This is a genomic window from Vibrio glycogenivorans (assembly GCF_051660965.1).
GTDB lineage: Bacteria > Pseudomonadota > Gammaproteobacteria > Enterobacterales > Vibrionaceae > Vibrio.
This window is the reverse complement of sequence record NZ_JBPVIS010000002.1, coordinates 422,160-444,171: the sequence shown is the minus strand read 5'-3', so window position 1 is coordinate 444,171 and position 22,012 is coordinate 422,160. Positions and strand designations below refer to the sequence as shown.

General features: G+C 47.2%; 17 protein-coding genes. 11 read left to right on the top strand and 6 right to left on the bottom strand.

Going from position 1 to position 22,012, the window contains the following annotated elements:
- Positions 1-179 precede the first annotated feature (179 nt).
- The 4 genes from ACSTTG_RS06740 to ACSTTG_RS06725 all read left to right on the top strand — a co-directional run bounded on the left by ACSTTG_RS06740 (position 180) and on the right by ACSTTG_RS06725 (position 4,446).
- Entirely contained in the window at positions 180-1,388 is a 1,209-nt protein-coding gene (locus ACSTTG_RS06740; RefSeq protein ID WP_438474209.1) for an ABC transporter substrate-binding protein, read from the top strand.
- Positions 1,389-1,473: 85 nt separating this feature from the next.
- Entirely contained in the window at positions 1,474-2,412 is a 939-nt protein-coding gene (locus tag ACSTTG_RS06735; RefSeq protein ID WP_438474208.1) for a carbohydrate ABC transporter permease, read from the top strand.
- A 4-nt stretch (positions 2,413-2,416) separates the two neighbouring features.
- Complete coding sequence (locus ACSTTG_RS06730) at positions 2,417-3,250, top strand: carbohydrate ABC transporter permease (RefSeq protein WP_438474207.1); 834 nt, start codon at positions 2,417-2,419, stop codon at positions 3,248-3,250.
- Between the two features lie 29 nt (positions 3,251-3,279).
- Positions 3,280-4,446 carry an ABC transporter ATP-binding protein gene (locus tag ACSTTG_RS06725; protein ID WP_438474206.1) on the top strand — a complete coding sequence of 389 codons (1,167 nt, stop codon included), beginning with the start codon at positions 3,280-3,282 and terminating at the stop codon, positions 4,444-4,446.
- Positions 4,447-4,517: 71 nt separating this feature from the next.
- Here the strand turns inward: ACSTTG_RS06725 and ACSTTG_RS06720 are convergent, their stop codons facing one another.
- Positions 4,518-5,699, bottom strand: coding sequence for a XylR family transcriptional regulator (locus ACSTTG_RS06720; RefSeq protein ID WP_438474205.1), 1,182 nt, complete (start codon positions 5,697-5,699; stop codon positions 4,518-4,520).
- Positions 5,700-5,888: 189 nt separating this feature from the next.
- Between ACSTTG_RS06720 and xylB the strand changes: the two genes are divergently transcribed.
- From xylB to ACSTTG_RS06705, 3 genes are all read left to right on the top strand, one after another.
- On the top strand, positions 5,889-7,340 hold the full coding sequence (xylB, locus tag ACSTTG_RS06715) for a xylulokinase (RefSeq protein WP_438474204.1): 1,452 nt from the start codon (positions 5,889-5,891) through the stop codon (positions 7,338-7,340).
- A gap of 55 nt (positions 7,341-7,395) precedes the next feature.
- Positions 7,396-8,364 carry an aldo/keto reductase gene (locus tag ACSTTG_RS06710; RefSeq protein ID WP_438474203.1) on the top strand — a complete coding sequence of 323 codons (969 nt, stop codon included), beginning with the start codon at positions 7,396-7,398 and terminating at the stop codon, positions 8,362-8,364.
- Positions 8,365-8,427: 63 nt separating this feature from the next.
- Positions 8,428-9,552, top strand: coding sequence for an aldose epimerase family protein (locus tag ACSTTG_RS06705; protein ID WP_438474202.1), 1,125 nt, complete (start codon positions 8,428-8,430; stop codon positions 9,550-9,552).
- A 47-nt stretch (positions 9,553-9,599) separates the two neighbouring features.
- Here ACSTTG_RS06705 and ACSTTG_RS06700 read toward each other — a convergent pair whose 3' ends face one another.
- The 3 genes from ACSTTG_RS06700 to xylA all read right to left on the bottom strand — a co-directional run bounded on the left by ACSTTG_RS06700 (position 9,600) and on the right by xylA (position 13,178).
- Positions 9,600-9,929 carry a hypothetical protein gene (locus tag ACSTTG_RS06700; protein ID WP_438474201.1) on the bottom strand — a complete coding sequence of 110 codons (330 nt, stop codon included), beginning with the start codon at positions 9,927-9,929 and terminating at the stop codon, positions 9,600-9,602.
- A 202-nt stretch (positions 9,930-10,131) separates the two neighbouring features.
- Positions 10,132-11,751 carry a glycoside hydrolase family 43 protein gene (locus tag ACSTTG_RS06695; protein WP_438474200.1) on the bottom strand — a complete coding sequence of 540 codons (1,620 nt, stop codon included), beginning with the start codon at positions 11,749-11,751 and terminating at the stop codon, positions 10,132-10,134.
- A 107-nt stretch (positions 11,752-11,858) separates the two neighbouring features.
- Positions 11,859-13,178, bottom strand: coding sequence for a xylose isomerase (gene xylA / locus ACSTTG_RS06690; protein ID WP_438474199.1), 1,320 nt, complete (start codon positions 13,176-13,178; stop codon positions 11,859-11,861).
- 324 nt (positions 13,179-13,502) lie between these two features.
- Here xylA and ACSTTG_RS06685 point away from each other — a divergent pair, with 324 nt between their 5' ends.
- Both ACSTTG_RS06685 and ACSTTG_RS06680 read left to right on the top strand, forming a co-directional pair.
- Positions 13,503-14,894 (top strand): glycoside-pentoside-hexuronide (GPH):cation symporter, encoded by a 1,392-nt coding sequence (locus ACSTTG_RS06685; RefSeq protein ID WP_438474198.1) that lies wholly within the window; start codon positions 13,503-13,505, stop codon positions 14,892-14,894.
- 11 nt (positions 14,895-14,905) lie between these two features.
- Positions 14,906-17,266, top strand: a complete 2,361-nt coding sequence (locus ACSTTG_RS06680; RefSeq protein WP_438474197.1) for a glycoside hydrolase family 3 N-terminal domain-containing protein — start codon at positions 14,906-14,908, stop codon at positions 17,264-17,266.
- Positions 17,267-17,348: 82 nt separating this feature from the next.
- Here ACSTTG_RS06680 and ACSTTG_RS06675 read toward each other — a convergent pair whose 3' ends face one another.
- Positions 17,349-19,637 carry a YgiQ family radical SAM protein gene (locus tag ACSTTG_RS06675; protein ID WP_438474196.1) on the bottom strand — a complete coding sequence of 763 codons (2,289 nt, stop codon included), beginning with the start codon at positions 19,635-19,637 and terminating at the stop codon, positions 17,349-17,351.
- 173 nt (positions 19,638-19,810) lie between these two features.
- Between ACSTTG_RS06675 and ACSTTG_RS06670 the strand changes: the two genes are divergently transcribed.
- Both ACSTTG_RS06670 and ACSTTG_RS06665 read left to right on the top strand, forming a co-directional pair.
- On the top strand, positions 19,811-20,509 hold the full coding sequence (locus ACSTTG_RS06670; RefSeq protein WP_438458038.1) for an HI_1241 family integral membrane domain: 699 nt from the start codon (positions 19,811-19,813) through the stop codon (positions 20,507-20,509).
- Between the two features lie 92 nt (positions 20,510-20,601).
- Positions 20,602-20,802 carry a DUF4250 domain-containing protein gene (locus ACSTTG_RS06665; protein ID WP_438458039.1) on the top strand — a complete coding sequence of 67 codons (201 nt, stop codon included), beginning with the start codon at positions 20,602-20,604 and terminating at the stop codon, positions 20,800-20,802.
- A 176-nt stretch (positions 20,803-20,978) separates the two neighbouring features.
- Here the strand turns inward: ACSTTG_RS06665 and ACSTTG_RS06660 are convergent, their stop codons facing one another.
- Positions 20,979-21,905 carry an iron-siderophore ABC transporter substrate-binding protein gene (locus ACSTTG_RS06660; RefSeq protein ID WP_438458040.1) on the bottom strand — a complete coding sequence of 309 codons (927 nt, stop codon included), beginning with the start codon at positions 21,903-21,905 and terminating at the stop codon, positions 20,979-20,981.
- Between the last annotated feature and the right edge of the window lie 107 nt (positions 21,906-22,012).

Here is a 22,012-nt window from a genome sequence, read left to right as displayed (position 1 = left end):
ACGTAATTCGATAGACATTACAACAATGTATTTGTTCCCCCTTTTATTAATTATAAGGCGTGGTATGCATACTATTTTTAATAGTAAAATCACACATGGTTAAATGGAGCTAACAATATATGTTAAAAGGTCATAAAAGAGTTAATTATATTACAGCATCGATTTGTGCTGGACTTATTATGTCGTCAGCCGCTTTTGCTGATACGACCGTGCGCATGTTACATATCGAAACTGACTCTAATGTTCTAGGAGTTTGGAATGAGATTGCGCAGGACTTTCAGGCAGCAAACCCTGGCATCGAAGTCAAAATTGAATTTTTAGAAAACGAAGCGTTCAAGGCCAAGCTACCAACCTTGCTTCAATCCCGCCAGCGCCCGGATGTGTTTTACAGTTGGGGCGGTGGTAACTTTCAGGTCCGTGCTGAAGCAGGCCTGTTGGAAGATATGTCTGAGTATTCACAGGGAATGCAAGTGAATCTATCAGATGCTGGCATGAATGCCTTTAAGTATCAAGATCAGCAGCTCGGCGTCCCTTACATGGTGAGCCAAGTCGGTTTTTGGTACAACAAAGCTTTATTTGCCAAGGCGGGAGTCAACGCTGATGAAATTGAGAGTTGGGATGACTTTCTTGCAGCGGTAGAAAAGTTAAAACAAGCAGGTATTACGCCAATTGCAGTGGGTGGTGCGGACAAGTGGCCAATGCATTTCTACTGGAGTTATTTGGTGATGCGCGCAGGTGGCCAGCAGGGATTTGAGGCGGCAATGCGTGATGAGGGCGACGCATTTGAGAGTGAGGCTTTTGTCCGCGCGGGAGAAGAGTTGCAGCGCCTAGCTGCTCTTGACCCCTTCCAATCTGGCTTCATGGCTGCAGGTTATGGTGAGGCTGCGGGTTTGTTTGGTGATCACAAAGCGGCATTACACTTAATGGGTGATTGGGATTATAACTACCAAGCACAGCAGTCTGTTTCCGGTAAAGGGGTTGAGGATCAAGACCTCGGATGGCTGAACTTCCCTGCGCTTGATGATGCACAAGGCAATGCAACAGATACTCTAGGTGGTATTAATGGGTTTGCGTTTGCCAAGGGAGCCAAACCTGAGGCAGCGAAGTGGATGGAGTATTTCCTGAGTGAACAGAGCCAGACCAAGCTTGCTGAGATTGATCAGATTATTCCGGTCGCTAAGGGTGCAGACCAAGGGCTACAAAATCCATTCAAACAACAAATAGCTCAAAATATTACCAATGCGAGCTGGCACCAGGTGTTCTTTGACCAAGCTTTAGGTGCGGATGTTGGTGGGGTAGTTAATGACATCTCAGTGGGTATTGTTACTGGCGACCTTACGCCTAAGGAAGCCGCTGAGCAGGTGCAAGAAGCCTGGGAAATGCGTTAATCAATAAAGATTTATAACAATAAATTTCAAGTAAAGGTGGGGGGAATGATCTTACCTCCACCTCATTTAAGTAAATGGAGTTATTATGAGCGAGCAGATAGCAAGCTTGCCGCAGAAAAAGAAAGGTTGGTCTTTTTCTACTTGGCTCAGTAAGCATAACCATGGTAACAGATTATTATCACTATTGATTTTTCTCCCACCCGCCTTATTGCTTTTTAGTATTTTTGTGATCCTGCCTTTAGGTGAGGCAGCCTATTACAGTGTGTTCAAATGGAATGGTTACGGTGTTCCAAGTAATTTTGTGGGTTTCGATAATTACACTCGCCTGTTTAAGCATAGTGCGTTTGAAACAGCATCGATTAACACTCTGAAAATCATTGTTGTTTCTCTTGTTATTCAGCTTCCTTTAGCGCTGGTTGTCGCTTTGAATATCTATAAGAAAAGCTGGAGCAATAGCTTTTTTAGATTGATTTTCTTCCTACCGTATATCTTGGCAGAAGTGGTAGCTGGTCTGATTTGGCGTTTTGTATTTGATGGAGATTACGGTGTCATGGCGGGGATGGCTGAGGCACTAGGTATGGAGCCTTGGTACATCCTGGCCGATCGTGACTGGGCGTTTACCGCCATACTTGTCGTTATCGTCTGGAAGTACTTTGGTTTTCATATGATGATCTATATTGCAGCACTTCAAGGAGTGCCAAAGGATTTGACTGAAGCGGCTAAGCTTGACGGTGCAAGTCGTTTGCAAACGATTAGGCATGTAAAGATCCCTTTGATTATGTCAGGCATCAAGGTATCGGTATTTTTTAGTATTCTTGGTGCGCTACAGACATTTGATCTGATTATGCCACTCACGGGTGGCGGGCCTTCACACTCAAGTCATTCATTGGTGACTTACTTATATACCTTTGGCATTACGCGTATGAATGTTGGATTCGGTAGCGCGGTGGGCGTGGTGTTGTTCCTAGCCTGTGTGATTTTTGCTTTCACTTATCAAAACACGATCCAGAAAGAACGAGGTTAACTCAATGTCGATGACGAAAATTAATAAAGTAGAGTGGTTAAGGATTATATTCTTGATGCTTGTCGCAGGGTTTGTACTATTCCCTATGATCGCTACTCTATTTGGCGGGTTTAAAAGTCTTGGTGAGCTGAGAACAAACCCTTTTGGTATTCCTCACCAGTGGGAGTTTGAGCATTATCAAGCGATATTTGCTGATGGTTCTATCTGGAGGTTAATGAAAAATTCCTTGATTATCGCTGGGTTATCCGTATTGCTGACCTTATTGGTCGGGACCATGACCGCATTTACGTTTTCCCATATCAAATTTGCAGGTTATCGCTATGTCTACAGCTACTTTTTAATGGGGATGATGTTCCCAGCTGCTGCCGCCATCTTACCTTTGTTCCTCAAGATCCGTGACCTAGAGTTGCTAGACACCCTGCCGGGGATCGTGATCCCTCAAGTCGCCTTCGGGTTAGGGTTCAGTATCTTACTATTTAGGACCTTCTTTGAACAATTACCTAAGGAGTTATTCGACGCGGCGCGAGTGGATGGCTGCAGTTACATGCGATTTTACTGGCATGTGATCCTACCATTGTCAACACCAATACTGGCGACGGTGGGCGTGTTTGTTTTGGTTGGCAGCTGGAATAATTATCTATTGCCATTGTTGGTATTAAATAGTGATGAAATGTACCCATGGACACTGGGTATCATGCAGTATCGTGGTGAATATGGTATCGCTTGGAACAAAATCCTAGCTTATGTCTCAGTGACCATTACCCCAGCGATTGCATTCTTTTTATTAGCTCAAAAATATATTGTTGCCGGTTTAACTGGTGGTGCAGTTAAAGGCTAAGTGCACATTTAAGAATTAAGGAAGTTATCATGGCATCTGTTGAATTTAAACATATCGATAAAATTTATCCGGGCAATGTGCACATTGTGAAGGACTTTAATCTAAAAATTGATGATGGGGAATTTATTGTCTTTTTGGGCCCATCGGGCTGCGGAAAATCGACTACGCTGCGCATGCTTGCGGGTCTAGAAGATATATCTGGTGGTGAAATTGAAATTGGCGATAAAGTGGTTAATGAGTTAGAGCCAAAGGATCGTGATATAGCGATGGTGTTTCAAAGTTATGCGCTCTATCCGCACATGACAGTGTATGAAAATATTGCTTTTGCTTTAAAGCTAAGTGGCCTAGATAAAAGGCAAATTGAACAAAAAGTACGCCCGGTGGCGGATATGCTTCAGTTAACCCCGTTGTTGGAGAGAAAGCCGAAAGCCCTCTCCGGTGGCCAGCGTCAGCGTGTTGCGATGGGGCGTGCGATGGTTCGAACGCCTGAGGTGTTCTTATTTGATGAACCCTTGTCGAACCTAGACGCAAAATTACGCAACTCGATGCGCAGCGAGATTAAGGCAATGCACAAGAAGCTTAATAAAACCACAATCTATGTGACTCACGATCAAGTCGAAGCGATGACTCTGGCTGATAGAATCGTCATTCTGCGTGATGGAAAGGTCGAGCAAGTGGGCACGCCATATGATATTTACCATAACCCTGCGAATAAGTTTGTTGCAGGATTCATCGGTAGCCCAACCATGAACCTCTTAACGGTCGGCCTTGAGTTCAATAATCAGTGGCAGCTTGACCTGCATGGCCAGTACATTTCACTCTCAGGTAAAATTGATGACGAAACGGATTATTCTTCAAAGACGCAGCAAGTAGTGATGGGTATACGGCCAAGTGATATCCACTTATCTCCGGCAAATCTATCACAACCTATTGTGGTAATCGGACGAGTGACTCAGTCAGAGTTGTTGGGCTCCACGATACAGTTGACGTGCCAAGTCGGTGATCATCAGCTTGTTGTGGAGGCCGCCTCTACTGAAAAAATCACTGAAGGGATGGAGCAAAAACTATTCATCGATGGCTCTCAACTGCATGTTTTTGAGAATGAAAGCGGCCTATCAATCTATGCCTCCAACAGCGAGGTAATAGAGGAGCCACTGGAGAAACAAGCCAGCGAGCAGCCTGAAGTGATGATTTAACGGTCGAGTGACAGAGCCACAAGAAAAACTTGCGGCTCTGTCTTTATTGAGAAAATAGGACTGGTAGCTATTTACTGATTGTGAATACGATAGTCTTTAGGGGTAAGGCCAAGATTTTTTTTGAATACGGTATACATGTACTGCAGTGATGGGTAGCCACACAAGGTAGCAATCTCCACAATAGGCAATTCAGTGGATGAGAGTAAGCTGCATGCTCGGTTTAGCTTAGCGTTATGGATCTCTTGATGAATCGAATGGCCACGCTCTTCTTTAAACCTAGCTTCGAGGTTTGAGCGCGAAACGCCGACAAAACTTAACACTTGCTCTACCTTGATTCCTTTACATGCATTATGGCGAATATAGTGCATGGTTTGAATCACGTACGGGTCTTTGAGAGCATGAAAGTCGGTACTCTGACGTTGGTATACTTGGGTCGGTGGAACAATTACGCGAGGGAGCGAGTCTAAACTATCAGCTTGTGGATTATTGAGTTGCTGGTGTAACAGCTTTGCTGCTCGGTAACCCATAGATTTACACCCTTGCCCCACAGAGCTGAGAGACACACGAGTCAAATAGTGCGCAAGCTCCTCATTATCGATACCGATGACTGCGACCTTGTCGGGAACCATTAGGTTCAGGTGGTCGCAGACTTGTAGGAGGTGGCGAGCACGGGAGTCAGTCACCGCAATGATTCCAGTTGGTGTAGGTAGGCGCTGAATCCAATCCGCTAATCGATTCATATCATATTGCCAAGTTTGCGGAGAGGTTTCGTTACCACGATAGATAGCGCTGTAGTATCCTTCGTTTTTAGTAATCTGACTAAAGGCCTTCTCACGCTCTTGTGCCCAGCGCTTGCTGGGGTTTGTCGGTAGACCATAGAACGCAAAATTCTCCAGCCCTTTATCTCTGAGGTGATGGAAGGCTGTCTGGACTAGGCTGTGATTATCTGTAGCCACGTAAGGAACCTGTGGGTAATCTTGTTGATTTTGATACGAGCCACCTACGCCAATGATTGGAATCCCCAAACCTGACTCTGAAAGGAATCGTTCAATTTCAGGGCTATCGTAATCGGCTATGATCCCGTCTCCAACCCAGTCTTTGATATGATCCAAACGAGTAAGAAAGTCTTCCTCAAGGAATATGTCCCAGTCACATTGCGTCGCTTGTAAGTATTCGCCCACGCCTTCAATGATTTGGCGGTCATAGACCTTATTCGCATTAAACAGCAAAGTAATGCGATATCTTTTGTTCATGAGAATGAGATTAACTCCTGCTAAAAATCATAAAATGGATAGTAACAGGCGTAAAAAATGTGCGATGTGACGGCGACCTCACTCGCGAAATCAGAGAAAGCAACTAATAAAAAACATAATTGTTCACCAGTGGGCTTTTCTTCAGCATGGAGGTATTGAAACGAAATTCGCTGTAGAAGGATTACAAATATGTTTATTGGTATTGATTTAGGTACCTCTGGTGTCAAGGTCGTGTTACTGGATGAAAGTGGGTTGATTGTTGGCTCCGAAACGGTGCCGTTGACCGTGTCTCGACCTGCACCGCTATGGTCTGAACAAGACCCAGAGCAATGGTGGCAGGCTACAGACCAAGCGATCATCGCCCTGCGTGAAAACGTCGAGCTTTCAAATGTGCAAGCAATCGGGTTATCCGGTCAAATGCACGGTGCAACATTATTGGACTCCTTAGGTCGTGTACTTCGTCCGGCTATTCTATGGAACGATGGACGCAGCTTTGCTGAGTGTGAAGAGCTGGAAAACTTGGTGCCAAACAGCCGTGACATTACGGGTAACCTCATGATGCCTGGCTTTACCGCGCCCAAGCTAAAATGGTTACAACGTCATGAGCCAGAGTGCTTTGCTCAGATAGATAAGGTGTTATTACCCAAAGATTATTTGCGCTACTGCCTCACTGGTGATTTCGCTTCAGATATGTCGGATTCTGCAGGGACTCTATGGCTTGACGTTGTAAAGCGTGATTGGAGTGATGAATTGCTTAAAGCGACAGGCTTAACGCGTCAGCAGATGCCAGAGTTGTTTGAAGGCAGTGAGGTAACAGGCACCTTATCAAGACATCTATCACAGCGTTGGGGCATGCCCTGTGTGCCAGTGGTTGCTGGCGCGGGTGACAATGCCGCTGGTGCAATTGGCGTTGGGATCACTGAGCCGGGACAAGCCATGTTGTCGCTGGGCACATCAGGTGTTTATTTTGCTGTGAGCGATGGTTTTCTAGCGAACCCCGAATCAGCGCTACACAGTTTTTGCCATGCCTTACCTGGAACATGGCATTCCATGTCAGTGGTTCTAAGCGCAGCATCGTGCTTGGCATGGGTCGCCGAATTGACGGGGGCAGAGAGTGTTCCAGCCCTTATTGAAGAAGTGGCCGAAAAAAGCTCTGACGACTCAGAGGTCATCTTCCTTCCCTACTTGTCGGGTGAACGTACCCCACACAATGACCCGACTGCAAAGGGGGTGTTTTTTGGCATGACTCATAATACGAAACGCGCAGATTTAGGCCGAGCGGTATTAGAAGGCGTTGGCTTTGCCTTTGCAGATGGCTTGGATGCGCTACACGCGACAGAGTTGGTTCCCGAAGAAATTTCACTAATAGGCGGAGGGGCTCGCAGTGCCTACTGGCGTCAATTACTCGCTAATGTCTTTGGTAAATCATTGACTTATAGGGCTGGAGGTGATGTAGGCCCAGCATTGGGGGCTGCCCGTCTGGCTCATTTAGGCGTTGCAGAGAAGGGCGTATTGTCGGATATCTGTCCAGTACCCGGCGTGGTTCAGGTACATGAACCTGACATGAAAGCCCATGCCGAGTTATGTGTAAAACGCAAACAATACCAGGAGTTGTATAAGCGTCTAAAAGGGCTTTTCTAATTGTTATTAAGCCGCTCAGCAGTCTGTCTGGGTGGCTGACTTAAAAGGAGTGAGAATGCAAAAAAGGAATTTAGGCCAGGCACTAGTGAGCCCACTCGGGATGGGCTGTTGGGCAATTGGTGGGCCATTCTGGGAGGGTGACAAACCCTTGGGTTGGGGAGCGGTTGATGACAAACAGTCGCTCCGTGCTATCCATGCTGGTATCGACGCTGGAATTAACTTTATCGATACTGCCAATATATATGGTGCAGGTCACAGTGAGGTTGTGATTGGTAAGGCAATAGCGGGTCGACGTGATCAGGTCGTGTTATCCAGCAAAGTGGGGTTTGACTGTGATACCCAGACGAAACAAGTGCTAGGTGCTTTCTCGACGCCAGAAAAGATCCGCAATATGCTTGATGCATCGCTACAGCGCCTTGGTACGGACTATTTAGATATTTTGTTTCTTCACATTGGTGATCTTGCTGTGGATGAAGCTATGAAGGTCCGTGACGTGTTAGAAGCACTGATTAAAGAGGGTAAAATAAACAGCTTTGGTTGGAGTACCGATCTTATAGACCGAGCCGAGTGCTTTGTTCAGAATCCGGGGTGCGCGGCAATCCAGTTTGAACTTAATGTATTCAACCCAAATGCTGAAATGGTGTCGCTATGTGAGCACCACCAAGTCGCGGCGATTAATCGCGGTCCACTTGCCATGGGGTTATTAAGTGGAAAATACCGTCATGGTACTGTGGTTAGTGACAGTGATATACGTAAGGTTTCACCTGACTGGCTGAAGTATTTTAAAGATGGTCGCCCTTCACCAGAGTTAACCACTCGATTAGATGCTGTTCGTGAGATCCTTACCAGTGACAACCGCACATTGAGTCAAGGGGCGCTGGCTTGGCTGTGGGCTATCAGCCCTAACAATATTCCTATCCCTGGCTTTAGAACCGTTGAACAGATCACCTTAAATGCAATGGCGATGGAGAAGGGACCTTTGACCCCATCACAGGTTAGCGAGATCCATCAGCTAGCGAATTAAGGCGCCTCGTTTATTTTTTCAGAAAAAATAATCAGACAATATGTTGTGTGGTTGTTTTTAATAATGAACTTCAATGAATATAAATGGCTAATTTTAATCATGTCAAATCATAGTCCATTAAATAACTTAACTCTTGAGCTGGAGAGTAATGAAACTAACGCCAATCTAGATGCTGAAAGTCATTTAGCTTGGGGTGACTATCGACTGTTTACATTAAGAAATAGTAATGATATTCAAGTTGATATATCTGATTTAGGAGCAACGATTGTCAATTTTTATGTTCACGATCGAATGCACCGAAAAATTAATATAACCCTTGGTTATGACAGCCCGCAGGGCTATTTAGATGGCCAGGCATATATAGGAGGGATCGTCGGGCCGTGGGCAAATCGAATCGATAACGGCTGTTATACGCATGACAACAACGAGGTTCGATTAGAAAAAAATGAAGCGAACAACCACCTCCATGGGGGATCTGCGGGTTTACACAAAAAGTGTTGGGATTTGGTCCTACACGCTGAGCAAGGGTTGACGCTAAGAACTAGGGTCAAAAGAGGTCAGGCCGGCTATCCGGCAAACATAGATATCTATGTCACTTATCGATTGACAGACAACAATGAACTGAGCATTCAGTATTTCGCTAATGCGGATAGTGTCACTGCTATCAACTTGACTAACCATGCTTATTTTAATCTCAGCGGGAGAAATCATGATATATCTAATCATCTTTTAACCATAGACGCTGATAGCTATTGGGATGTAAACAAAAGCTCGATCCCAACCCAATGCTTACCTGTTGCACAGACGAGGATGGATTTTCGCCAGCCGATACGGATTGGGGAAGCCAAGTCGCAAGGCGCAACCAAAAGAGGCAAGAATAAAGATTTTGACCATTGCTGGAATTTAAATGGTCAAGGCCTGAGGTCGGTAGCCTGGCTGTATGAAAACAACACTGGGATAGGACTGGAGGTCAGTACTGACCAAAAAGGGCTGCAGTTTTATGCGGGTGCAGGTCTTGATGAGGCAGAGGGAAGAGATGGACATTATGGCCCGTACTCAGGCTTGTGCCTGGAGGCTCAGGCTATCCCAAATCAAGTCAACATGGACAATGCCGATGAGGTTATCTATGGCCCCGATAAACAGTATAGCCAAATCACCATTTATCGGGTTGAGGTCAAACAGTTATAAGTTGACCCTTTCTTGTCGAATTAGACCGGCTCTTTGAGCCGGTTTTTTTATGGATGGACTCTATGCTTACCGTCTTTATTAGGGACAGAGCCAATCGGACTGTTAGCGATATAGGAGTGGTTGCATTCTTTTACACATCCGTTACCTGGCGCGTAAACAAAGTCTCCTTGTACCGATGGAATGCTTCCTATTGGGCTGTTGCTAACATAGTGGTGTTGATTGTAACGAACGCTGTTCGCGCTGGTCTCGTAGAGTCCTTGTTGATTTGGTGTCGAGCCGATAGGACTGCCAGCGCTATTGGGCTGAGCTGCTGCGTTAACGCTTGCTAATCCCAGAGTTGCCGCAACACTTAGGGATAAAATTGGCCATGCTTTCATGTAGAAACCTCACTAGTTGGACTACTAAATAACATAATAGTCATTAGCGTTTGAATGGGATTAAGCAAGGTGTCTTATATATGAGAATTGGCTAATACATTGATAGCTATGAGTTAGGTGGGGTGTTTGTTCTAAGTGATAGGCGCAGTTGAAATGATAAATAAAGTAAAGCCCAGTAGCGCTGGGCTTTGATACTCGGGCGTTATTTGGTTTGCTGCTCTCGGTAATGGAAGTGACCGAAATCAGCCGCACATTTTTGACCGGACACATCGGCCGCAAATAGGGCCGCAAACGAGCCAGTAAAGCGGAAAATATCAGGCCCACCCTCATCTGAGAGGTAGGTACTGTTGAGCTTGGGTCCAATGTCGTGCCATTGTTGACCATCTTGAGAGTAACTGAATTGGTACCACTGTAAGTCCAACGTGAGGCGCATAAATACGCGCGTTGTGTCTCCAAGATTGACCTGCGGGCCGACTTCACCGTACGTGTCATTGATGTTGGAGGCGATTTTCAGCACCTTATCACCGTTGTTGTCGGCTGATAGCTTCAGAAAATAGTGGCCATTACGGGCATAGTAAGCGCACAACCCCGCCATTTGTAGTGGTGTCTTAGGATCGAATTCAACCACGGTTTCAACGCTTGCGTGGTGGGATTGAAAACGACGAGCAACTAGGCTCTGTTCGTAGCGTGAGTAGAGGTAATGACGTCCTTTAAGGCGCAGGTATCCCGGACGCTCTGTTAATGAAACCCAGGACTCGTCAAAGGGCTCACGCAGAGATTGATAGTGGAGATTAAAATGGCCAGTGTCAAAATTATCAAGGTGATCCTCCGCTGGCCATGGATGCGCAGGAATCTCTGGTGCTTGTACCTCAACCATCGGGGTCTTTCCGGTGATCACATAGGGCCAACCATCACGCCAATCTGCTTTTTGTAGTGCTGACTCACGACCGAGAATAGAGAAACCATTGCCATACTTTGGAGCGAACTGGTAGCCCTCTGGGTTCTTCACGTGTCGACCACACAAGTGGCTTAGATACCATTCACCCGTCTGTGTTTCGACGAGAAAACCATGACCGGCGCGTTGAAGCTCGGCACCTTCTTGGAATCTTGACGTAAGGATCGGGTTTTCAGGGTGAACTTCATAGGGGCCCCAAATGTTACGCGAGCGGCAGACCGTTACGGCATGATTGGTTTCCGTACCGCCTTCTGCAGTGATAAGGTAGTAATAACCGTCTTTTTTGAGTATTTGTGGGCCTTCAGTGCAGCCGAGCTCTGTACCGGTAAATATCGTTTTTGCCTCACCGATCAATTGACCTTTATCCGCATCGAACTCTTGAAGCACGATACCGTTAAAAAAGTTACTCTCTTGGCGACCATCCCAGACCATATTCAGCATATATTTTCTGCCATTATCATCGTGAAACAGTGATGGGTCGAAGCCGTAACTGCCCAATGGTATTGGGTCACTCCACGGTCCTTCTATATCCTCTGCCGTAACTACATAGCTCGGTGTGGCCATCCAGTTGCCACCTCGGCATGAGTGAACATTAGAAAAACACAGCCAGAACTTGCCATCAGCATAGGTGAGCGCTGGAGCGTAGACGCCTTCGGAATTATCCATTCCCTTCATATCGAGCTGGGATGTGCGGGTTAACGCCCGGCTCATTAAGCGCCAATTGATAAGGTCTTTCGAGTGATGGATTTGGATTCCGGGAAACCATTCGAAGGTGGAGGTAGCAATATAGTAATCATCCCCGACGCGAATGATGGAGGGGTCGGGGTTAAAACCTTTAAGTACTGGGTTTTTAATGGTTTGAGTCATAGGTCTATCTCTCGTTGATACGGCAAGAGTAATACAGAAAGGGAGCGATTGTCTTCAGGCAATGCAAGGCCGGAGGATTCTCCGGCCTTAAATAGAGACCGTAAGTCTTATTTGTATAAGAAGTTGGTCACTACGTTTTCTAGTCGTTCTTGCTGACCAGAAGCTGGTACTGGTTGGATGTCATTAGTCAGAGCATGGTCTGCCAAAGAAGCGAGAGAGAAGTCGCCGCTGATGATGTTTTTACCAAGGTCTGAGTTCCATCCAGCGTATCGCTTAGCAACATGTTGACCTAAAACGTCGTTTTCGATCATCTTAGCAGCACGCTCTAGTGATAGTGCCATGACGTCCATACCACCAATATGGCCATGGAAGAAATCCTCTAGGTCAACTGACGGACGACGGACACGAGCATCAAAGTTGAAGCCACCAGTGGTAAAGCCACCCGCTTTAAGGATTTCGTACATGACTAGCGTGTTTTCTTCTACGCTATTTGGGAACTGGTCAGTATCCCAGCCAAGTTGCGCATCGCCACGGTTGGCATCAATTGAGCCAAATAGACCTAGAGATGTTGCAGTTGCGACCTCATGATGGAAGCTATGACCTGCTAGTGTTGCGTGGTTCGCTTCGATGTTCACTTTGATCTCGTTCTCTAGACCAAATTGCTTGAGGAAGCCATACACGGTAGCCGTATCGTAATCGTACTGATGCTTAGTCGGCTCTTGAGGCTTAGGTTCAATCAGAATCGCACCCTTAAACCCAATTTTGTGTTTATGTTCAACAACCATTTGCATCATACGACCAAGCTGCTCACGCTCTTGGCGTAGATCAGTATTTAGCAGAGTCTCATAACCTTCACGGCCGCCCCAAAGCACATAGTTCTCCCCACCTAGACGATGAGTTGCGTTCATGGCGTTGAACACTTGCGTTGCTGCATAAGCGAAGACTTGTGGATTTGGGTTAGTCGCTGCGCCATTCATGTAACGAGCATTGGAGAAGGCGTTTGCCGTACCCCAAAGTAGTTTAAGTCCAGTCTCATCTTGCTTACGCTCAAGTACATCAACCATTTGAGCAAAGTTATTGACATACTCTTTTAGGTTACGACCCTCAGGCGCCACGTCCGTGTCATGGAAACAGTAGAATGGCACGTTCAATTTAGTGAAAAATTCAAATGCCGCATCCGCTTTGACTTTCGCCATTTCCATTTCGTCACCCGCTCGCAGCCAAGCGTGATCAAAAGTGCCCTCACCAAAAACATCTGAACCAGGCCAGCGGAAGTTATGCCAGTAACATGCGGCAAAACGAAGATGATCTCTCATTGTTTTACCAAGAATCACACGCTCAGGGTCGTAGTGATTAAATGCTAATGGGTTAGTTGATTCAGAGCCTTCAAATTCAACTTTCTTTACATTTTTAAAAAATTCAGTCATAGCCATTTTTCCAAAGATAATTTGTGATTGCTTTCGAGATATATAATTTAACTTTTTTGCATTAGTCACAATTACGAAATTTCACTCTTAAATTCATTGATTTCTTTAATGTGCTTCAGCTCTCGTTTTATGTATTTTAAAAATTCAAATAGTTCTTTAACTTGTTGATTTATAGTGATTTGTGTTGGTTTTACTTGTGATTAACATGGTTTGCGTCACATTAAGTAAATTCCATAATAGCGTTGCTATTTTGTGTAAGTTGATTAATATCTCTCCAGCATAAAATATAAAGGGGAACCGAAAATTAGCACCCTGGAGTAAACAATGACTACGATAAAACTATCGGTTAAGGAAAAGATTGCATATGGCCTTGGGGATACAGGCTGTAATTTTGTCTGGCAGACCGTAATGTTATTTCTTGCCTATTTCTACACTGATATCTATGGCCTTTCACCAGCGCACATGGGAACCATGTTCCTTCTAGTGCGATTTATAGATGCAGTTACTGACCCCATTATGGGCTCACTTGTTGACCGTACTCGAACCAAATATGGTCGCTACCGTCCCTATTTAGCCTGGATAGCTATCCCATTTGGGATTGCTTGTACACTCGCTTTCTACACACCAGACTTTGGGCCAACAGGTAAAGTGATTTATGCCTATGTGTCTTATATATTTCTGACGTTAATGTATACGGCGATCAATGTACCTTATTGTGCAATGGCCAACGCGTTGACCAATGATTCCGACGAACGCACCTCATTGCAGTCTTATCGTTTTGCACTGAGCACCGCTGGTGGCCTTGTCGTGGCGATGGTCGCGCTGCCATTGGTTGATGTGATTGGTGGTGGTGACAAGCAAGTCGGCTACTTGGGCGCTATGGCGGTGATGGGCTTGGGTGCTATTGCTTTGTTCTTTTACAGCTTTGCTAATACCAAAGAGCGTTGCTTGCCTGAGGTTGATGAAAAGAAACAGTCGGTGTGGGCTGACATGAAAATTCTTGGTCAAAACACCCAGTGGCGAGTCCTGTTTGTCCTCAATGTGTTACTCCTGACTGGCATCGTACTGAAGGGGGCATCAACCATGTACTATGTGAATACGGTGATGGGGCGTCCTGATATCGCAACGACCTTTATGGTAGTAGGTATGTTGGCGAACATCGTTGGTGCCATCGGCTCTGCTCCTGTTTTAGGTCGCTTTGACAAGGTCAGAACCTATCGAGCGTTGATTGTATTCTCTGGCCTGCTTTCTGCCCTATTGTTTTTGGTTGACCCGACGAATGTTTATATGGTGTTCACTCTCGTCATTTTGCTGGGCGTTATCCAAATGAGTACAACGCCATTGCTGTGGAGCATGATGAGTGATGTTGTCGATTACGAGAAAACGCGTAGCAACCGTTCACTTGGGGGGATGGTATTCTCAACCAATCTCTTTGCGATTAAATTAGGCATCGCTATCGGTGGTGCCATGGTTGGCTGGATACTTGCTGCGGTAGGGTATGTTGGCGGTGCTGAGACGCAGACGACCCAGGCCGTGACGTGGATAAACCTGCTATATACCGTCATCCCAGGTGTGATTTTTGCGTCACTCGCGATTGTCATGAGCTTCTATGAATTGGACAGTGCAAAATTGCGTCAGATCAAAGCGCTCCTCTCTTTGGATAACAAAGCGCAGGAGGACGTTACACCAAAAACACATAATGCGGAACTAGGGTAAGGAGACTCGTTATGTTGTATAAAGATGCCACAGCAACCGTTGCAGATCGTGTCGCCGACCTATTGAGTAGGATGACCTTAGAGGAGAAAGTCGCACAGCTCCATGCACAATGGCTTATTCTTGATGAGCAGGGGAATCACACCGAGCGCGAGTTAGAACTATCGGGAGGTCAGCCCGAACGGGCTGACATCAAGACCCGTTTAGAGCAGGGACTTGGTCAGATCACACGTCCTCTTGGCACTCACCCTGTTGAGGCAAAACAAGGGGTCGCCGCCCTGAATGCGTTACAGCGCTTTTTGGTTGAAGAAACTCGTCTTGGTATCCCAGCACTGTCTCATGAAGAGTGTTTGGTCGGTTTGATGGTGAAAGGGGCAACGCTGTTTCCTTCGGCGCTCAATTATGGCCACACTTGGGATCCAGAGCTGATTGAACAGGCAGGTGCAGCGATTGGCAGTGAACTACGCCAAGTCGGTGGCCATATTGGCCTTGCTCCTGTTTTGGATGTGTCACGCGACGTGCGCTGGGGCAGAACCGAAGAGACTTTGGGTGAAGACCCTTATCACGTGGGCTTGTTGTCGACCCATTATGTTAAAGGTTTGCAAGGCAAAAACCGCGATGTGTTGGCGACTTTAAAGCACTATGTAGGTCACTCATTTAGCGAGGGTGCACGCAATCATGCGCCGGTTAACGTTGGTTATAAGACCCTCAACGATACCTTTATGTTGCCGTTTGAAATGGCAGTGAAGCTAGGGAAGGCAGGCTCTGTAATGCCTGCGTACCATGATATCGACAATTCACCGTGCCATAGCTCACACCATTTACTCACTCAAGTACTTAGAGAAGAGTGGGGCTTTGATGGCCTGGTCGTCGCTGATTATGGGGGGGTTGATCTTCTCTGCGCCCATCATGGGGTTGCTTCAGACAAAGCTGAGGCTGCAGCGTTGTCATTTAATGCCGGATTAGACTGTGAGTTGCCCGATGATCAGTGTAGTCGTTACCTTAAAGGTGCACTTGTAAAAGGCTTGATTGAACATAACAAGATCGATCAAATTGTCGCGCGTGTGCTTGAAGTGAAATTTAGGCTCGGATTGTTTGAACAGCCTTATGTCAATGTGGACAATATAGAGTTTCAGCAGCAGCATACTAAAGGAATTGCCTATCAAGTTGCACTGCAGTCCATCGTGATGCTGGAGAACAAGGGTATACTCCCGCTCAAAAAAGAGAAAAAAGTCGCAGTGATAGGGCCAACAGCCGATGACCAACTGGCGTTGCTTGGTGGCTATAGCTTTCCGATTCATTTGATTTTGGGCGATATGGCAGATGACAGTAAGGTGGTAAAAACCCTACTGGAAGCATTCTGTGAGCGTTTTGATGATGTCATTTACAGTCGAGGCTGCGATATTTTGACTGAGCGTCATGCTAATACACCCGTTTTCCCAGGGGACGTTGATCTGGCAATGGCTCAGAAAGCGTCGTCTCCCGTTTCTGATGAGCAAACGATGATCCCTGCAGCCGTAGAGCAAGCTCGCAACGCGTCTGTAGCGATTGTGTGCGTCGGCGATCTAGCGGGCTTGTTCCAAACCGGTACTGTTGGTGAGGGCTCAGATGCTGATGAGCTCAGCCTGCCAGGGGTTCAACAACAGTTATTAGAAGCGATTGTTGCGACTCGAACGCCGACAATTGTGTTGGTTACCGGCGGACGTCCGTACAACTTGCAGGGGCTAGAACACAAAGCGGCGGCCGTTTTGTATGGCTGGGCTCCTGGCCAAGAGGGTGCTGATGCATTGGCGGATATCATCATCGGAAGGCAGAGTCCTTCAGGTAGGCTAACACTTTCTATCCCCAAAAATGCGGGTGCAGTGCCTTATTACTACAACCACAAACTAAAGAGTAGTGGTACACCAATCGCCTATCACTTTGGTTCTAAATACAACTTTGGTTATGGACTCACGTACACTGAGTTCGCGTATAGTGATTTGGACCTGAAGAGTAATCGCATTGATTGCAATGGTCTCGTGGAGCTTTCAGCCATAATAACCAACATTGGGCAGAGGGCGGGCTGCGAAACGGTGCAGTTGTATATTCACGACAAGCTTGCCACCCAGGTCAGGCCGGTCAAAGAGCTAAAAGGTTTTTGCCGTGTGGAACTCGAGCCAGAGCAGTCTAAGCAAGTCATATTCAAATTGCCCGTAGACATGCTCAATTTCACGAATGATAGTCAGCAAAGGATAGTAGAGCCGGGTGAATTTGAATTAATGCTCGGCAAATCAAGCAGTGATATTCAGTTGACGACACAATTCACAGTGACAGGACAGACGAGAGTATTACCGCGCGATTGGCAGATGGTGTGCCAAGCGAGCATTGTCGAATAATTATAATACCATTAAAACAGCAAAGTAGTTGGGCTAACACTGTGATGGCGTTAGCCCCTTTTTATTTGCTTAGAATCAGATTTTATCGTCTACGACGTGGCTGACTGTCGCCACTACGCGGCGACTTAGACTTGCCCTGTCCACTCTTGTTTTGATTAGAGTTGCTTTTTTGCCCTTTCGAACTGTTGCGAGCTCCTCCGCGACTGGAGTTAGAGCGCTCACCTTGCTTACCGCCTTGGCGGCCATCACCACCAAAGCCTGGTTGGTTCTTGGTGTGCTTGGTCGCAAAACGGTTCGCGCCATGGCGGCCTGAGCGGCGGCGCTGCGCTGGGGTTTGGGTATCAAGATCTTCCGCTGGTACCAAACAGCTTGGTTTATCACCAATCAGGTGCTTCTTACCCATATTGACCAAAGCCTCACGAATCAGTGGCCAGTTGTCTGGGTCGTGATAGCGCAGCAGCGCTTTGTGTAAGCGGCGCTGACGCTCACCTTTGGCGACTGGTACCTCTTCGCGTTTCTTGTATTTCACACGCTTGAGCGGGTTGGTCTCTGAGTAGTACATCGCGGTGGCGTTACACATAGGCGATGGGTAGAAGTTCTGTACCTGGTCACACTCAAAGTTGTTGTGCTTGAGCCACAGCGCAAGATTAAGCATATCCTCATCTTCAGTGCCTGGGTGAGCCGAGATAAAGTAGGGGATCAAATATTGCTTCTTGCCCGCTTCTTTACTGTACTTCTCGAACATCTCTTTGAAGCGATCGTAAGTGCCCATGCCCGGTTTCATCATCAGATCGAGCGGATTCTTTTCGGTATGCTCTGGAGCAATCTTTAGGTAGCCGCCAACGTGGTGGGTAACCAGTTCACGAACGTATTCAGGCGACTCAATCGCTAGGTCGTAACGTACGCCCGATGCAATCATCACCTTCTTGACGCCTGGCACTTTACGCGCTGCGCGGTAAAGGTCGATCGTGTGCTTATGGTCGGTGTTGAGTTTATTACAGATCCCCGGGAACACGCACGATGGACGGCGGCAATTGGCCTCGGCTTTCGGGTCGCTACAGCCTAAGCGATACATATTCGCCGTTGGACCACCCAGATCAGAAATAGTGCCGGTAAAGCCCGGTACCTTATCGCGGATCTCTTCTAGCTCGTTCAAGATAGACTCTTGCGAGCGGTTTTGAATGATGCGCCCTTCGTGCTCAGTGATTGAGCAGAATGAACAGCCACCAAAACAGCCACGCATAATGTTAACCGAGGTCTTGATCATATCGTAGGCCGGGATCTTAGCCTTGCCATACATAGGGTGAGGCACACGCGCAAACGGCAGGCCAAACACATAATCCATCTCTTCAGTAGAGAGTGGGATAGGCGGCTGGTTGATCCACAGCTCACGGTTGCCATGGCGCTGAATCAAGGCACGACCAGAATATGGGTTGGTCTCAAGGTGCATAATACGCGCGGCGTGGGCGTACAAGATACGATCGTTATTGAGCTTCTCAAATGGCGGCAGGCGCACGGCGGTGGTTTCGGCATCGTGACGTGACGGTCGGATTGTGATCGGTTTTGCTACCGCCTCTTTTTCAAGCTCAGGCTTGGTATCACATTGAGTCTCGACCTCGTAAGGGTTTGGCGGAATAAACGCCTCTTTACGTGGTTTTTCAATTCGTGATGAATCGATGATGCTAAAGCTCTCAGGCTCTTGCGCTAGGTTAACGGCCGTACCACGGATGTTGGTTAAGTCCGCAATATTCTCGCCATCGGCAAGGCGATGAGCAACTTCAATCAGCGCACGCTCTGCGTTACCAAACAGCAGGATATCGGCCTTGGCATCAAACAGCACCGAGCGACGCACTTTGTCTGACCAGTAATCGTAGTGAGCAAGACGGCGCAAGCTGGCTTCGATGCCACCCAGCACGATTGGCGTGTCTTTATAAGCCTCACGACAGCGCTGAGAGTATACCAGCGTCGCTCGATCAGGACGCTTGCCGCCTTCGTTGTTTGGTGTGTAGGCGTCGTCGTGACGCAATTTACGATCCGCAGTATAGCGGTTGATCATCGAGTCCATGTTACCGGCGGTGATGCCGAAGAACAGGTTCGGCTGACCCAGCTTCATAAAGTCGGTTTTATCGCCCCACTTAGGCTGAGCAATGATGCCGACACGAAAGCCTTGCGCCTCTAAAAGTCGGCCGATGATCGCCATACCAAAGCTGGGATGATCGACGTAAGCATCACCCGTTACGATTACAATGTCACAGCTGTCCCAGCCGAGTGCGTCCATCTCTTTTTTGCTGGTCGGCAAAAATGGCGCGGTGCCGAAGCATTCTGCCCAGTATTTTTTGTGGTCGTAAATTGGTGTGATGTTACTTAACATAGCTAACTCTCATTTTCAGGAGCGCGAATTATATACCTCTGCCACGCAAGATGCACCCTAGGATTAACCTTGGCCGTTTCGCTCTCTCATTCTTGATGCAAATTGCCCCGTATGGCGCTTTTCGCTAAACTCGAGTCACCTTTTCTACCGACAAGAATGAAGTCGATAAGACTATGATTGCAACTCTATTGATGACCTTTCCCCCAATGCTGTTTGGGGCACAACTGATCCTGACTCTAATTCTAGTCAAAGGAGACATCTGTCCGGGTCAACGAGGACGAATTCATCGAACGCTGCCCGTTTTGGCAATTTTATGGCTTGCCGTGTGCGCGTTGCGTGTCGAAGCCTTTATGGTGCTGTTTGCTATTTTTTACTTTTATACCCAAGTTCAAACCAACAAAACCCGCGATAAGGGGCCATTGTGGCTGTTGTATTTGGCGGCTGGTCTGGCAGGCACCTTCACCTTAATGCTGGCTCTGCAAGCACCATCAGCGGCAATATCGCTTGGCATGTTGAGCTGGTTAGTGATGTTGGGTGGGGCGCTCGCGCATCTCCTGTTAGTCGTTGCTCGCACGCGCTTGCAAGCCTTCCACCGCCTACTGCCATTTGCTGGTGTGCTGGCTGCGATGGTGTATGCGTTGAGCCTGTTATGGTTAAGCTTTAGCCTTGATATTGATGTCCACCCTCAATTGCTGCTGCCTATCGTCGCTCTTGTGGCGATGTTGATAGTGGGCATTCTTGCTTGGTGTTGGCATTTGATCCGCCAAGCTGCGCCGAATCCGTTTGTGATTGGCTTTGGCTTGGTTGTGCTGCTCGGCTCAAGCAGTAGCTTTTTGATGTTGAACAGTTTGGTGGGATTAAGCGCACACTAATTGCACGTCGCCAATATCCATCACGGTTTTTCAGCCCTTTTGCTTCTATGCTTAGTTAAGGTAGTGCAGGTGCTGGAATGCAGGAGTGGTGTATGGATTTGTCAAACGTAACTAATCTAGATAGCGCAATTTTACTCGGTATCGTCAATGAGAAACTGCGCTTGGAGTGTGATAGCTTCGAAGAATTTGCCTCGACCTACGAGGTGGACGTTGATAACTTGGTTGGTAAGCTTGATGGCTTGGGCTATCAATACGATCCGCTGACCAATCAATTTAAGTCTTTTGAGCGCTAGGCTTCTCAAGGTGAACGGCCCATGACTAGCCAATGACTGTCAGCCAGTCATCAGCTAGTGTATCACTTAATCTGGATATACCCAGGTAGTCTCAGAATGCAGATGTGATCCTCTGTTTGTTGAGGTTGCATGGGTCTATCCCTTTTACCGCTTTAAAAAGTTAATCACATTTTCCCCTATAGCTTTGTGTCGGGCTGACCGACTAGCTGGACGATATCTTCCATGACCTTCAATGCCGCGAGTGGACCGCCTACTGAGGTCCACAGCGATCCATCCACCCCGGCATAGCGCCCAGACTGAATAGCACTCAGTTGCTGGAAAGCGGGCGTTGCCTCGGCTTGCTTCATTGCATCGACCGCTTCGCCGGAGGTACTTAACGTACCGACAACCATCCAGTCACCATCAAGGAGCTCTAGAGCCTCAAGGCTGAGGGATAGCGAATGGGTGTGACCGGGGTCTTGCTGGTAGTCTGGACGCTTTAAGCCAACATCTGCAATGACTTGACTGGCGAAAGAATCGCGGAACATGTAAGCCGGACCCTTGGGATTCCAGCGCACTACACTGATAGTTTGTCCGAGTTTAGGCCCGATGGTCTGCTGGGCTTGCTGCACGGCAGCTTGATAATCCGCCATGAAATCCTCGGCTGCTTGTTGGCGGTTGAGGATGTCAGCGGTGCGGTGAAAGGTGTCTTTCCATGGTTCGCCAAGTTTAAAAGTTACGACAGTAGGCGCTATTTCACCAAGTAGTTCAATGACTTCTGGGCGGTTTGGGGTGCTCAGAATAAGGTCTGGCTCAAGTTCAAGGATCTTTTCTAGATTTGGGCGGTAGAGATCACCGACGATTTCAATAGGGCCATTGGTTGCAGATTCAAGGTAACGAGGCAAAGTCTGCTGGCCGCGCCCGTTAACTGTTGCGATAGGAGTCACGCCGAGAGCTAAGGCAATATCGAGATCGATCTCGCTCAGCGTGATGATACGCTCAGGCTGCTTTGGAATCATCACTGTATTACCATAGCCATCTTCGATGGAACGCAGTGCAGTTGCATTGGCGGTAGATATAAAGCTGATTATTGCTAACACCGAGAGGAAACGCTTAAACAACATAATGCTCCTTATTATATTGAATGTAGTGATTTAGGATGAATAAAAGACGACCTTACACGACACGCGTAATGATAACAATTATTATTTAGATCTATCCATATGCATAA

Coding starts and splice junctions, on each gene's coding strand:
- ACSTTG_RS06740 (WP_438474209.1), top strand. CDS start 180: ATGTCGTCAGCCGCTTTTGCTGATACGACCGTGCGCATGTTACATATC.
- ACSTTG_RS06735 (WP_438474208.1), top strand. CDS start 1,474: ATGAGCGAGCAGATAGCAAGCTTGCCGCAGAAAAAGAAAGGTTGGTCT.
- ACSTTG_RS06730 (WP_438474207.1), top strand. CDS start 2,417: ATGTCGATGACGAAAATTAATAAAGTAGAGTGGTTAAGGATTATATTC.
- ACSTTG_RS06725 (WP_438474206.1), top strand. CDS start 3,280: ATGGCATCTGTTGAATTTAAACATATCGATAAAATTTATCCGGGCAAT.
- ACSTTG_RS06720 (WP_438474205.1), bottom strand. CDS start 5,699: ATGAACAAAAGATATCGCATTACTTTGCTGTTTAATGCGAATAAGGTC.
- xylB (WP_438474204.1), top strand. CDS start 5,889: ATGTTTATTGGTATTGATTTAGGTACCTCTGGTGTCAAGGTCGTGTTA.
- ACSTTG_RS06710 (WP_438474203.1), top strand. CDS start 7,396: ATGCAAAAAAGGAATTTAGGCCAGGCACTAGTGAGCCCACTCGGGATG.
- ACSTTG_RS06705 (WP_438474202.1), top strand. CDS start 8,428: ATGAACTTCAATGAATATAAATGGCTAATTTTAATCATGTCAAATCAT.
- ACSTTG_RS06700 (WP_438474201.1), bottom strand. CDS start 9,929: ATGAAAGCATGGCCAATTTTATCCCTAAGTGTTGCGGCAACTCTGGGA.
- ACSTTG_RS06695 (WP_438474200.1), bottom strand. CDS start 11,751: ATGACTCAAACCATTAAAAACCCAGTACTTAAAGGTTTTAACCCCGAC.
- xylA (WP_438474199.1), bottom strand. CDS start 13,178: ATGACTGAATTTTTTAAAAATGTAAAGAAAGTTGAATTTGAAGGCTCT.
- ACSTTG_RS06685 (WP_438474198.1), top strand. CDS start 13,503: ATGACTACGATAAAACTATCGGTTAAGGAAAAGATTGCATATGGCCTT.
- ACSTTG_RS06680 (WP_438474197.1), top strand. CDS start 14,906: ATGTTGTATAAAGATGCCACAGCAACCGTTGCAGATCGTGTCGCCGAC.
- ACSTTG_RS06675 (WP_438474196.1), bottom strand. CDS start 19,637: ATGTTAAGTAACATCACACCAATTTACGACCACAAAAAATACTGGGCA.
- ACSTTG_RS06670 (WP_438458038.1), top strand. CDS start 19,811: ATGATTGCAACTCTATTGATGACCTTTCCCCCAATGCTGTTTGGGGCA.
- ACSTTG_RS06665 (WP_438458039.1), top strand. CDS start 20,602: ATGGATTTGTCAAACGTAACTAATCTAGATAGCGCAATTTTACTCGGT.
- ACSTTG_RS06660 (WP_438458040.1), bottom strand. CDS start 21,905: ATGTTGTTTAAGCGTTTCCTCTCGGTGTTAGCAATAATCAGCTTTATA.